Origin of the sequence: Flavobacterium sp., assembly GCF_025352425.1 — a bacterium.
Classification (GTDB): domain Bacteria; phylum Bacteroidota; class Bacteroidia; order Flavobacteriales; family Flavobacteriaceae; genus Flavobacterium.
This window is the reverse complement of the sequence record NZ_JANXTI010000077.1, coordinates 14,454-27,079: the sequence shown is the minus strand read 5'-3', so window position 1 is coordinate 27,079 and position 12,626 is coordinate 14,454. Positions and strand designations below refer to the sequence as shown.

At 37.8% G+C, this 12,626-nt stretch carries 9 protein-coding genes; 7 read left to right on the top strand and 2 right to left on the bottom strand.

All coding sequences use genetic code 11. From position 1 onward, the window contains the following. Window positions 1-667: 667 nt before the first annotated feature. Window positions 668-1,303 (bottom strand): endonuclease III, encoded by a 636-nt coding sequence (nth, locus tag Q0Q99_RS10085; protein ID WP_293895194.1) that lies wholly within the window; start codon window positions 1,301-1,303, stop codon window positions 668-670. A 27-nt stretch (window positions 1,304-1,330) separates the two neighbouring features. After that, entirely contained in the window at window positions 1,331-1,567 is a 237-nt protein-coding gene (locus Q0Q99_RS10080; RefSeq protein ID WP_293895191.1) for a hypothetical protein, read from the bottom strand. A gap of 71 nt (window positions 1,568-1,638) precedes the next feature. On the opposite strand from Q0Q99_RS10080, the gene Q0Q99_RS10075 reads away from it, so the two are divergent. The 7 genes from Q0Q99_RS10075 (at window position 1,639) to Q0Q99_RS10045 (ending at window position 12,600) form a co-directional block, all read left to right on the top strand. Next, on the top strand, window positions 1,639-3,579 hold the full coding sequence (locus Q0Q99_RS10075) for an alpha-1,4-glucan--maltose-1-phosphate maltosyltransferase (protein ID WP_293895188.1): 1,941 nt from the start codon (window positions 1,639-1,641) through the stop codon (window positions 3,577-3,579). Further along, window positions 3,576-5,222 (top strand): trehalose synthase, encoded by a 1,647-nt coding sequence (locus Q0Q99_RS10070; RefSeq protein WP_293895185.1) that lies wholly within the window; start codon window positions 3,576-3,578, stop codon window positions 5,220-5,222. Before Q0Q99_RS10075 ends, Q0Q99_RS10070 begins: the two co-directional genes overlap by 4 nt. Before the next feature lie 144 nt (window positions 5,223-5,366). Beyond that, window positions 5,367-5,678: a GIY-YIG nuclease family protein gene (locus Q0Q99_RS10065; RefSeq protein ID WP_293895182.1), complete on the top strand. Its 312-nt coding sequence runs from the start codon at window positions 5,367-5,369 to the stop codon at window positions 5,676-5,678. A 153-nt stretch (window positions 5,679-5,831) separates the two neighbouring features. Further along, window positions 5,832-7,736: a 1,4-alpha-glucan branching protein GlgB gene (glgB, locus tag Q0Q99_RS10060; protein ID WP_293895179.1), complete on the top strand. Its 1,905-nt coding sequence runs from the start codon at window positions 5,832-5,834 to the stop codon at window positions 7,734-7,736. 216 nt (window positions 7,737-7,952) lie between these two features. Continuing rightward, window positions 7,953-10,352 carry a glycoside hydrolase family 31 protein gene (locus tag Q0Q99_RS10055; RefSeq protein WP_293895176.1) on the top strand — a complete coding sequence of 800 codons (2,400 nt, stop codon included), beginning with the start codon at window positions 7,953-7,955 and terminating at the stop codon, window positions 10,350-10,352. A gap of 36 nt (window positions 10,353-10,388) precedes the next feature. Beyond that, a complete protein-coding gene (locus tag Q0Q99_RS10050; RefSeq protein WP_293895173.1) occupies window positions 10,389-11,207 on the top strand; it encodes a M48 family metallopeptidase in 819 nt (272 codons plus the stop codon). Between the two features lie 70 nt (window positions 11,208-11,277). Next, window positions 11,278-12,600 (top strand): MFS transporter, encoded by a 1,323-nt coding sequence (locus Q0Q99_RS10045; RefSeq protein WP_293895170.1) that lies wholly within the window; start codon window positions 11,278-11,280, stop codon window positions 12,598-12,600. Window positions 12,601-12,626 lie beyond the last annotated feature (26 nt).

Genomic DNA, 12,626 nt, shown 5'->3' with positions numbered 1-12,626 from the left:
TTCCGAACAGAGAAGTTAAGCCCGACTGCGCAGATGGTACTGCAGTTATGTGGGAGAGTATGTCGCTGCCTTTTTTTTATGGAACCCCAATCTGAAAAGATTGGGGTTCTTTTTTTTATAGGTGCAGCGTGTCCCTTCGGTTGATCCGTTGCCCTGCCTGCCGGCAGGCAGGCTTTTTTTAGAAAGCCTGTCCAATCGGACAGGCTTTCTTGTTTTTATACCTGAAGCCCACTGGGCTTCCTCCTTTTAATTTCAAATCCTGCCTGCCGGTAGGTAGGCTTTTTTAGAAAACCCTATTCATTTATTTGGATAGGTTTTTTTTGTTTATCAAAGATTTAACCTTTTATTCATAAGGCCTCAATATTTTGTCGACGCAGCCTAAACATTTTGTCGACGCAGCCTCGACATCTTCTCGACGTATGCTTGGACATTTTGTCGACGCATACATAAACATTTTGTCGACGTATCCCTGGTATTGATAAGGATTGAAAATTTATTCAGATGGCTACATTGTTATAGGAAGTTCCTAATTGAATCGAACGCGTGAGGGATAGGAGCAGCTACCCTGCCTGACGGTTGGCAGGCATGTAGCGCGGATAGCCCGACGGCGCCAGTAAGGGTTGTGTAAGATTGCAAATGTTGTTGCGCCGGCACGCCCAAATTAAGTTTAATGCAATTTGCAATATTCGCAATGATCACTCACTACGCATTCGCTGTGTTTTGGATTGGTTGGTCGACATGTTTCTCTTCCCAGAAATGAAATTGCCATGCCGACTTCACCCCAGATTTCCTTTGGTAAAGCCTGCATTAATAGTTTTTCTACTTTGTTTCCATCTTTGGTTTCAGGAATAATTCCGATGCGTGGTGCCACTCTTATCACGTGAAGGTCGGCAATAATGCCTTCAGCTGGTTGTTTTGTTTCGCGCATAATCACATTCGCGGACTTTCTCCCAACTCCTTTCAGGGCGGTTAATCCTTCCATAGTTAGGGGAATATTTTTGTCTTTCTTTATGATTTGGGCAATTTCGATTAACCAATTGGCTTTTGTTCCGAAGTTTCGAACCTTTGAGATGTGAGGTATTAGAGCCTCCACATTGGAAACCGAAAGGCTTTCCAAATTTGGATAGGTTTCAAAAAGCGCTGGAGCAATTTTGTTTATGTTGGCATCGGAATCCTGTGCCGACAAAATAACCATAACCAAAAGCTGAAAAGTGTTTTTATAATCCAACGGATGTTGCTTGCCTTTGTATTTTGCGATTAATGGTTTAAGGATTTCTGCCCAATTTGTTGTTTCTTTTGACATGATAGTATGTTTTAATTTGAAATAAAGTTAAGGATACTTTTTATTACTTTTAACTTCTAATTTTTTTCTGTTCCTAATTTTTGATGATGTAAATCTTTCTACTCTCTTTGGTATTTTAAGTTTTAGAGAAGTTTGAAATAGTTTTGCGGCAAAAAGGGTTGCTAATTTTGTAGCAATAGCTTGTAATAATTTAGCGGTTAGCGTAAATATTTTCGGAATTTGCAATGATTGATTGGGTATGTCACTATTTTTTGTCATTTCCATAAAATTATACTGCAATTTATATCATATACTATTTTTTATCTAAATTACAACTTCATAAAATTACTATTAAAATGCAAAACCAAACTCGAATTATAATTGAAAATGTTTCTCCACAGCTTGACAATGGTGCTTTTTTTATCAAAAGAATTGTAGGCCAAAAAGTGGTGGTTACGGCAAATGTTTTTTCTGATGGACATGATGTTGTTGCCTGCCGTGTGAAATTCAAACATGAATCGGACAAAAAGTGGCAAGAAGTCAGAATGACTGAAACCGGAAATGATGAATGGCGAGGCGAATTTAAAGTCGAAAAGCAAGGGTTTTATTCTTATCTCGTAGAAGGCTGGGTTGATTATGCTTTGAACTGGCAACATGGAACACAACGAAAAATTGAAGATAATCAGCAAGTGAAATCAGAACTGCTGGAGGGTGCGGAATATTGTCAGGCGATATTAAAAGAAGTATCGGCTGCTGAAAAAACGTATTTAAATGCAGCCATAAAAGCATTTCAGGATGCCAAGCAATACGACAAGGCCATTGCAATAGCATTATCTGCAGAATTGCATCATATTTTTAAAAATTATCCAACACGAACTTTATCCAATACTTCGGCAGAACTGAAGGTTTATGTTGATAGAAAAAAAGCATTATTCAGCACGTGGTATGAGTTTTTTCCACGTTCAACTTCTCAGGAAATTGGAAAGCACGGGACTTTTACCGATTGCGAGAAACTTTTGCCAAGAGTTGCTGCAATGGGTTTTGATACTTTGTATTTTCCCCCAATTCATCCTATTGGGGAAGTAAACAGAAAGGGAAAAAACAATGCTACGAATGCCGCTAAAGGCGATGTTGGTTCGCCTTGGGGAATTGGTTCCAAGCACGGCGGACACAAAGCCATAAGTCCAGAACTGGGAACCTTAACCGATTTCAAATCATTGGTAAAAGCTGCTAAAAGTTTGGGAATTGAAGTCGCAATGGATTATGCGTTACAGGCAGCTCCCGATCATCCGTATGTAAAAGATTTTCCACAATGGTTCAAATGGCGCCCTGATGGAACCGTTCAATATGCTGAAAATCCACCAAAAAAATATCAGGATATCCAACCAATTTATTTTGAAAGCGGTGATTGGCAAAATCTTTGGAAAGAGTTGCTGGATGTAGCTTTATTCTGGGTTGAAGAATGCGACATCAAAGTTTTCAGAGTTGATAATCCACATACGAAACCGTTTTATTTTTGGGGATGGCTGATTGCCGAAATCAAGAAAAAGCATCCCGATGTTTTGTTTTTAGCGGAAGCTTTTACACGTCCGAAGATTATGCATGAACTGGCTAAGCAAGGCTTCACTCAATCGTATACTTACTTTACCTGGAGAAATACCAAAGCGGAACTGATAGAATATGTTGAGGAATTAACAAAAACAGAACAGAGCGAGTTTTTCCGTCCGAACTTTTGGCCAAATACACCCGATATATTGCCGTATGCTTTGCAAAGTGGACATGAAAGCGTTTACCTTCACAAATACTTTTTGGCCGCTACTTTAAGTTCCAGCATTGGGATTTACGGACCCGTTTATGAGTACATGATCTCGGAAGCAATGCCCGGAAAGGAAGAATATCACAATTCAGAGAAATATGAAGTTGTAACCTGGGATTGGACGGTTCAGAATAAATTGATAACGGTAATCTCGAGATTAAATAGAATTCGGCACGAGCAGTCTTCGTTGCAGCAAACAAACAACATTCAGTTTTGTGCTACCGATAATGATCAGGTTTTGGCGTATTACAAATATGATGATGACAAACTTGATGAAACGCTAATGATTTGCAGCATAGATCCGTATTATGCCAAACAGGCGTGGGTTCAACTGCCGCTACAATCTTTAGGAGTTCATCCCGGACAGCCAATTAAAGTAGTAGAATTAATTACAGGAAACAGTTATATTTGGGATAAAGAATGGAATTTTGTTGAATTAAATCCGGCATTGCCTTTTCATTTGTTTAAAATTTTAAAATGAGCCAGCTTAAAAAAATAGTCATGGAAAATGATAATCAGGATAATTTCTCGTCACCGTTTGTTTTTAAAACAGATTGGAAAAATGCTTTTGAGGATGAAGAGTTTATCAAGGTATTCTCTTCAGATATTTTAGAGAATTACATTATCAATAAGCGTTGGTATGGCGGAAAAGCAAGTACGTTGAAGTATATCGAAGTGGTGGATCATTTCAAAATTACATCTAAGAAAAACAGCTACTACGGAGTGCTTTTGGAAGTAAATTTTAAAGAAGCATTTTATCAGCATTACTTTATGCCATTGGCTTTTATGTCTCAGGAAGAGCTGGATACCAGTACTATTATTGCGCCTGTAAAAATGGGGAATCAACAAGGTTTTTTAGTCGATGCGCTACATCAGGAAGACTTTAGAAAACTGTTGTTTGAAAACATTGTCCAGTCTAAAAACAACCCCGAATTAAAACTGGTTTTCCACAAAGGAACTAAGTTTGAAGATAAAGAATACAAAACGTCTAAGTTCATGGGCGTTGAGCAAAGTAATACATCCATTATTTATAATGATGCTTTTGTTTTAAAGATTTTCCGACGTATTTATGTGAGTACGAATCCTGATTATGAGATTAGCCGATTCCTCACCGAAAGAATGCATTTCAAAAGCTCACCGGCGTATACCGGAAGTATTAATCTCGCTTTATCTGAAGGAAATATAACTCTTGGTTTGATGCAGGAATTAGTGCCCAACCAAGGTGATGCGTGGCAATTTATGCTCGAAGAAATCGATGTTGTTTTCAGTAATCTCAAAACCAAAAAAATCAAGATTGATAAGTTACCGGATATTCCATTATTTAAACGCGTGAAGATCAATGAGATTCCACCAGAGATTATTGATTGGGTGGGATTGGGTTTATTTCTTCGTATTCAAACCATGGCAAAACGCACGGCAGAAATGCACATTGCACTTGGCGGAGACATTCATGATACCGCATTTACGCCAACAACCTATAATGGCGATTACACTGTTTGGTTAAAAAACAGAATGCTATACCAGTTCCAAAACCGATTGAATATTATCGAAAATAGTCTGCACAAACTGGACGGATTGGCACTCGAACTTGCGCATCAGTTTATGGAAAATAAAAAGTTGGTGCGTAAACATTTTGTCGATTTTGACTGGACAAAAATGAAATCGGAACGCATCCGGATTCACGGCGATTATCATTTGGGACAAATGCTGGTGAACGGCGATGATTTCTACATATTAGATTTTGAAGGCGAACCGGAAAGTACCATCCGTGACCGAAAAGTAAAACAGCCACCATTGAAAGACGTGGCCGGTTTGTTCCGTTCGTTTCACTACGCAATTTATGCAACGATTTTCAACAACAAAGACAAATATCCTTTTGATCAGGAGCAACTTTTTCATGCCGCCGAAGTTTTGTTTAACTACTTTGTAGGCTGCTTTTTGGAAACCTATGTTGAGAAAGCGCAATCAGGCAATCTGAACATTGGTTACAACCACGAAATAGATTTTCTTTTGAAATACTGCCTGATTGAAAAAGCGGTTTACGAATTGGGATACGAACTCAACTCTCGTCCGCGTTGGGCTGTTATTCCGTTAAGGGGAATTCAGAGTATAATGGGGTATTAAGTTGGAGCTATAGATTGTCATTCCGAGAAGTTATAAGCCCTTCGGCTGCGCTCAGGGTGACAAACCGCAGAAAGATGAGTGTTTAAATTTATAGATACTGTCACCCTGAGCGCAGTCGAAGGGCTCATAGTTAGAAAAATAAAAATGAAGTTTTATTATGTTTATATATTAAGATGTAGTGACTATTCCCTTTACACAGGAATTACAAATGATTTAGAAAGAAGAGTTAATGAGCACAATGATGGAAAATTACCTGATGCTTATACTTTCACGAGAAGACCGGTAGTTTTGGAATGGTTTCAGGATTTTACAGAACCTAACCAAGCTATATATTTTGAAAAGAAATTAAAACGATGGTCAAAAGCAAAAAAAGAAGCACTGATAAAAGGAGATTTTGATATGATTGAAACATTGGCAGAATGTAGAAACGCAACTCATTATAAATATAAACCATAAGACCTTCGACTTTAGTTTATGCTGAGCGTAGCCGAAGTACTCTGGGTGACAACCGCAGAAAAAAGAGCTTCTAACATAGAATATTGTCATCCCGAGCGCAGTCTAGGGAACAGAAAGAATAAAACGATATACACAATAACAACAAAAACTAAAATGAACCAAGTACAAGCACATTCCCTTTTCACTGATTTTGATATCGATTTATTCAAGGCTGGAAAACATTTCAGGTTATACGAAAAAATGGGTGCACACCTCATTGAAGTCAACGGTGTAAAAGGCGTTTACTTTGCGGTTTGGGCACCATCGGCACGGTCGGTTTCTGTTGTTGGTGATTTCAATTATTGGATTCAGGGTGAGCACCAACTGAATGTGCGCTGGGATGGTTCCGGTATTTGGGAAGGATTTATTCCGGGTGTTGAAAAAGGCACAACCTATAAATATAAAATCCAATCCAACAATAACGGAATTATCACTGAGAAAGCTGATCCATTTGCTTTGTATTGCGAGCATCCGCCGCAAACAGCGTCAGTTATTTGGGATTTAGACTATAAGTGGAAAGACAAAAAATGGATGGATACCCGAAAAGACAAAAATGGTCTGGACAAACCTTTTTCGGTATATGAAGTGCATTTGGGTTCGTGGCGAAGAAACAATGAAGGTAAGTTTTTGACGTATCTTGAATTGGCTGACCAATTGGTTGATTACATAAAAGAAACAGGTTTTACACATGTCGAGTTTATGCCAATCATGGAATATCCTTATGATCCATCGTGGGGTTATCAGTTGGTTGGTTATTTTGCACCGACATCCCGTTTTGGAAAACCGCAGGATTTTATGGTTTTGGTCGACAAATTACACCAGGCCGGAATTGGAGTAATCCTTGATTGGGTTCCATCGCATTTTCCTGATGACGCACATGGTTTGGGATTCTTTGATGGCTCCAATTTATATGAGCATCCGGACAGACGAAAAGGATATCATCCCGACTGGAAGAGTTTGGTATTCAATTATGGAAGGAATGAAGTGCGTTCGTTCCTAATAAGCAATGCTATTTTTTGGCTTAGCCAATACCATGCAGATGGTTTACGTGTTGACGCCGTGGCTTCAATGTTATATCTTGATTATTCCAGAAAAGATGGCGAGTGGGAACCAAATATTTATGGAGGAAGAGAAAACTTAGACACCATCAGTTTCCTGAAAGATTTTAACGAAGCAGTGTATGCAGATTTCCCGGATACACAAACAATAGCGGAAGAAAGCACCAGTTTCCCAATGGTTTCGCGACCAACATTCATTGGCGGTTTAGGATTCGGAATGAAATGGATGATGGGCTGGATGCACGATACATTGCAGTATTTTAAAAAAGAAAGTGTTTATAGAAGATTCCATCAAAACGACTTGACATTTTCAATGACGTATGCGTTTACCGAAAACTTTATGTTGCCTTTATCACACGATGAAGTTGTTTACGGAAAGCAATCTATTTTAGGTAGAATGACTGGTGACGAATGGCAAAAGTTTGCAAATTTACGTTTGTTGTATAGCTATATGTTTACACATCCGGGAACGAATTTATTGTTCATGGGAGCCGAATTTGGCCAAAGTTCTGAATGGAATTTTGAGGGAAGTTTAGATTGGCATTTGTTGCAGTTTGGTTACCATGACGGAATCAAAAAATGCATCACCGATTTGAATGCCTTGTATAAAAATAATCCGGCCTTGTATGAGAAACAATTCCATGTGGATGGTTTTGAATGGATAAATTATTCTGATAGTGAAAACGCCGTTTTAAGTTACATCCGAAAAGGAAACAATGAAAAAGAAAATCTCGTTGTAGTGGCTAATTTCACGCCTGTCGTTAGAGATAATTACAGAATCGGACTTCCATCAAAAGGAAAATTAACCCAAATTTTCAACTCCGACAGCACAGAATATGGCGGCAGCGGTGTAGTAATGACAAAGCCAATTAAAATTGAAAAAACTGCATGGAATTACAGAGAGTATTCAGCTGAATTAGTTTTACCACCTTTGGGCGTTACTGTTTATAAATTAAGTTAATCCGCAACAAGTAAACTATTATACCATTAAGAGATTAAGTTTCGTTAAGAAAATGACTTAATGAGGAACACTTAATTGTCTTAATTTCTTAATGGTTTAAAAAATAAAATGTTTTTATCATAACCCGCAAACGTTGTAGTTAAAAACTACTTTATTCTGTTGCAATAAAATCAGTATCATCTTTGTAAATTTGGCCACACGACATAAAAAACCAATATGATTACCAACCAGGAACTTGAACATAAAGGTGACCAAACACCTTCCAAAATAATTAGTTTTAATCAGGATGTTGACAGCATTTATTTCAATACTGATAACAATGTAATTTTAAAAGTTACAATCCTTCGTGATAGTTTAATACGTTTTCGTTACACTACGAAAGGCTATTTCAGCAATGATTTTTCGTATGCAATTGACAAAACACAATCTCATGGTTACAACCAGCTTGAAGTTGTAGAAGAAAGCACTTTTTATCTCATTAAAACCAGCAAGGTTTTCTGTAAAGTCAATAAGAAAAATTTGAAAATATCAATTCACGATATTGATGGGTTTGCGATTTTGGAAGACGAAATTGGATTTCACTGGGAAGAAAGTTATGAGCATGGTGGCAACATTGTAAAAATGAGTAAGATGTCGAAAGACGGAGAAAGCTTTTACGGAATGGGGGACAAGCCAACACATTTAAACCTAAAAGGGAAACGTGTTGAAAATTGGGCCACCGATCAATATGCATTTCACAAAGATCAGGAACCATTATATAAAGTGGTACCTTTCTATATCGGCTTGCATCATAACAAGTCATATGGAGTTTTCTTCGACAATACGTTCAGAACTTTTTTTGATTTCTGTCACGAGAAACGTAACGTCACAAGTTTTTGGGCTGAAGGTGGCGAAATGAATTACTACTTTGTCTACGGTCCAAAAATGGCCGATGTAGTTACAACGTATACACATTTGACCGGAAAACCGGAATTGCCACCTATGTGGACTTTGGGTTATCACCAATGTAAATGGAGTTATTATCCTGAGAGTAAAGTAAAAGAGGTAACTAAAAAATTTAGAGATTTGAAAATCCCTTGCGATGCTATTTATTTAGACATCGATTATATGGAAGGCTTTCGTTGCTTTACCTGGAGCAAGGAATATTTTCCCGAACCAAAAAGAATGGTTGCCGAGTTAGCTAAAGATGGTTTCAAAACCGTTGTTATCATCGATCCCGGAATCAAAATAGATAAAGATTATTGGGTGTATCAGGAAGCATTGAAGAATGACTATTTCTGTAAACGCGCCGATGGTCCATTTATGAAAGGAAAAGTCTGGCCGGGTGAATGCAATTTCCCGGATTATACAAATCCGGAAGTCCGTGAATGGTGGGCAGGATTATTTAAGGAATTGATTTCAGAAATAGGAGTTAAAGGCGTTTGGAATGACATGAATGAGCCAGCAGTAATGGACGTTCCCGGAAAAACTTTCCCATCAGATGTGCGCCATGATTATGATGGAAATCCATGCAGTCACCGAAAAGCACATAACATTTACGGAACACAGATGGCTCGAGCAACCTATGAAGGTGTGAAGCGATTTGCATATCCGAAAAGGCCATTTATCATTACGCGTTCGGCTTATTCCGGAGCGCAGCGTTATACTTCTTCCTGGACTGGCGATAACGTCGCAAGTTGGGAACATTTATGGATTGCTAATATTCAAATGCAACGGATGTCAATGTCAGGAATGGGTTTCACCGGTTCTGATATTGGTGGATTTGCAGAGCAGCCTTCGGGCGAATTATACGCTAGATGGATACAGTTGGGTGTTTTTCATCCGTTTTGCAGAACCCATTCTTCGGGCGATCACGGTGAACAGGAGCCTTGGTCATTTGGTGAAGAAGTTATTGATATTACCCGAAAGTTTATCGAATTGCGCTACCAATTGTTGCCTTATTTGTACACCATGTTCTGGCAGTATGTCAACGAAGGAACACCAATGTTAAAACCTTTGGTTTACTATGACCAGGAAGATTTTCACACACATTACAGAACGGACGAGTTTATTTTTGGAAATCAGATTATGGTTTGCCCAATATTAGAGCCGAATGCCCAAGGCCGCCGTATGTATTTGCCAAAAGGAAATTGGTACAACTACTGGACAGACGAGTTGACAGAAGGAAAAAGAGAACTTTGGATAAAAACAGATTTTGATCAGATTCCGATTTTTATAAAAGAAGGCGCCATTATTCCGAAATATCCTGTGCAGCAGTATGTTGGGGAGTTACAATTTGATGAATTGACATTAGATGCTTATTACAAATTAGGAAAAGAAAAATCCACAGTTTATGAAGATGCTCAGGATGGCTATGATTACAATAAAGGCAGGTTTTCGTTGCGTACATTTACGTTAAACGGAAAAGAAAAAGAACTTTTTATTCAACAGCATACTGAAGGAACTTTTGAAACGCATTATACTAAATTCAAAATCAATTTAAAAGGCTTGCCATTTAAAGTAAAAAGAGTCGAGATTGATAATGAAAAAATTTCATTGGAATCGTTACAGTTTAATGGAGATAACACATTGATATTATATAAAGATTTCACGGAATTACATATAATTGGTACCTAAAATTTTCCTAAATTTGATTCAATTAAACCAAACATTATGAGAAATAGAATTTTATTTACCGGAGCCATAGCAATAGCTTTGGCAACATCGTGTTCTAAAAATCCTTTTACGGGAAAACAAACACTGGCTTTAGTTCCAAATAGCGAAATTTTGCCTTCAGCATTTGCACAATATGGAACATTCTTAAAAGAAAATAAGGTTGTTAAAGGAACTGCAGATGCCAACCGGGTAGTAAATGTAGGTACGAAGATAAAAAATGCAGCCGAAAAATGGCTGAACGCAAATGGTTATCAAGGCTATTTGAAAGATTATCAATGGGAATATAACCTGGTTGAGAACAAAGAAGTAAATGCCTGGTGTATGCCTGGTGGAAAAATTGTGGTGTATTCAGGAATTCTTCCGGTTACAAAAGATGATGCTGGTTTAGCAACCGTTTTGGGACACGAGGTTTCACACGCTTTGGCAAATCACGGTCAACAAAGAATGAGTGCGGGACTTTTACAACAGCTTGGAGGAGCTGGAGTTGCCATAGCTACAGGATCAAAAAGCCAGGAAACGCAACAACTTGCATTGACTGCTTATGGAGCTGCAACTGAAATTGGTGGAATGCTGCCTTTTAGCAGAAGCCATGAAACAGAAGCCGATCAAATTGGTTTAACCTTAATGGCAATTGCCGGTTACAATCCTGATCAGGCTGTAGTGTTCTGGTCGAGAATGTCCGCACAATCCAAGGGAAATGCGCCGCCTGAGTTTTTAAGTACTCACCCATCGGATGCAACAAGGATTGCTAACTTAAAAAAATTGGTGCCCGTGGCAAAAGCAGAAGCACTGAAATTTGGCGTAACGTTTAAATAACATTTGAATTCATAAAAAGATTATATTTAATCCCGATTTAGATCGGGATTTTTTATTTTAAAGACATTTTATGCCAATACTTCCTAAAGGTCATCCAAAATTACTCAACGCCTGGGCTTTCTATGATTGGGCAAATTCCGTTTACAGTTTGGTTATTGCTTCGGCAGTTTTTCCAATTTTTTATAACGCCTTGTTTGATAAAAACAATCAATATGTTACGCTGTTAGGATATAGTTTTAAAAACTCCGCACTGATTAGTTTTGTAACTGCTGCCGCTTTTCTATGTGTAGCAATCTTCTCTCCGCTGCTTTCCGGTATTGCGGATTATATGGGAAATAAAAAGATTTTTATGCGTATCTTCAATTATATAGGAGCTTTATCATGCATCGGATTGTATTTTTTTGATTTGGCTAATATTGGTTTGGGCTTACTATTTTACTTTTTTGGATTGATTGGTTTTTGGGGAAGTTTGGTTTTTTACAACTCCTATTTACCCGACATCGCCTTTCCGGAACAGCAGGATAAAATTAGTGCAAAAGGCTATTCATTAGGATACATAGGCAGCGTCATATTATTGGTAGTGAACTTAGCGATGATAATGAAACCGGCACTTTTTCACATTACCGATAGTATTGGAAATCCAGCCTCGATAAAAGCGATGCGCTATTCCTTTATGATGGTTGGTATTTGGTGGATTGTCTTTAGTAAATACACTTATTTTTATCTGCCAAAAGGGAATTCAAATAAGGAGAAAGTAAATTTATCAATTATCTTCAATGGCTTTAGAGAATTGAAGAAAGTATGGAAATTGTTGCAGTCCGAAATTCCGTTAAAGAGATACTTACTGAGTTTTTTTGTGTTTAGTATGGCGGTTCAAACCGTGATGCTTATCGCGACTTATTTTGGCGCACAGGAAATTCAATGGAGTAGTCCCGAAGAAAGCCAGATCGGATTAATAACCTGTATACTTTTGATTCAATTAATTGCCATTGCCGGTGCGGTAGTAACTTCAAAAGCTTCCGCAAAATTCGGAAATATAAATGTGTTGATTTTTCTCAATGCGTTTTGGCTTTTGCTTTGTGGATTTGCCTATTTTATTACAACACCAATGGAGTTTTATATTATGGCAAGTTTCGTCGGATTGGTAATGGGTGGTATTCAGTCATTGGGAAGATCTACGTACTCTAAATTTTTGCCAGAAACCAAAGACACCGCTTCTTTTTTCAGTTTCTATGATGTTTCCGAAAAAATAGGTATCGTTATCGGAATGATGGTATATGGATTAATAGACCAAATTACAGGAAGTCCAAGATTTGCTATTGTATTTTTGGGTATATTTTTCTTAGCGGGATTATTATTATTGTTGAGAATTCCCAAAAAAGCATTGTCATAACTTCAAAAAAAATTATATTTGGTCTT

Bases quoted from the DNA above. Each gene is read 5' to 3' on its own strand.
- nth (WP_293895194.1), bottom strand. From the start codon at position 1,303: ATGTCAAAAGAAACAACAAATTGGGCAGAAATCCTTAAACCATTAATC.
- Q0Q99_RS10080 (WP_293895191.1), bottom strand. From the start codon at position 1,567: ATGGAAATGACAAAAAATAGTGACATACCCAATCAATCATTGCAAATT.
- Q0Q99_RS10075 (WP_293895188.1), top strand. From the start codon at position 1,639: ATGCAAAACCAAACTCGAATTATAATTGAAAATGTTTCTCCACAGCTT.
- Q0Q99_RS10070 (WP_293895185.1), top strand. From the start codon at position 3,576: ATGAGCCAGCTTAAAAAAATAGTCATGGAAAATGATAATCAGGATAAT.
- Q0Q99_RS10065 (WP_293895182.1), top strand. From the start codon at position 5,367: ATGAAGTTTTATTATGTTTATATATTAAGATGTAGTGACTATTCCCTT.
- glgB (WP_293895179.1), top strand. From the start codon at position 5,832: ATGAACCAAGTACAAGCACATTCCCTTTTCACTGATTTTGATATCGAT.
- Q0Q99_RS10055 (WP_293895176.1), top strand. From the start codon at position 7,953: ATGATTACCAACCAGGAACTTGAACATAAAGGTGACCAAACACCTTCC.
- Q0Q99_RS10050 (WP_293895173.1), top strand. From the start codon at position 10,389: ATGAGAAATAGAATTTTATTTACCGGAGCCATAGCAATAGCTTTGGCA.
- Q0Q99_RS10045 (WP_293895170.1), top strand. From the start codon at position 11,278: ATGCCAATACTTCCTAAAGGTCATCCAAAATTACTCAACGCCTGGGCT.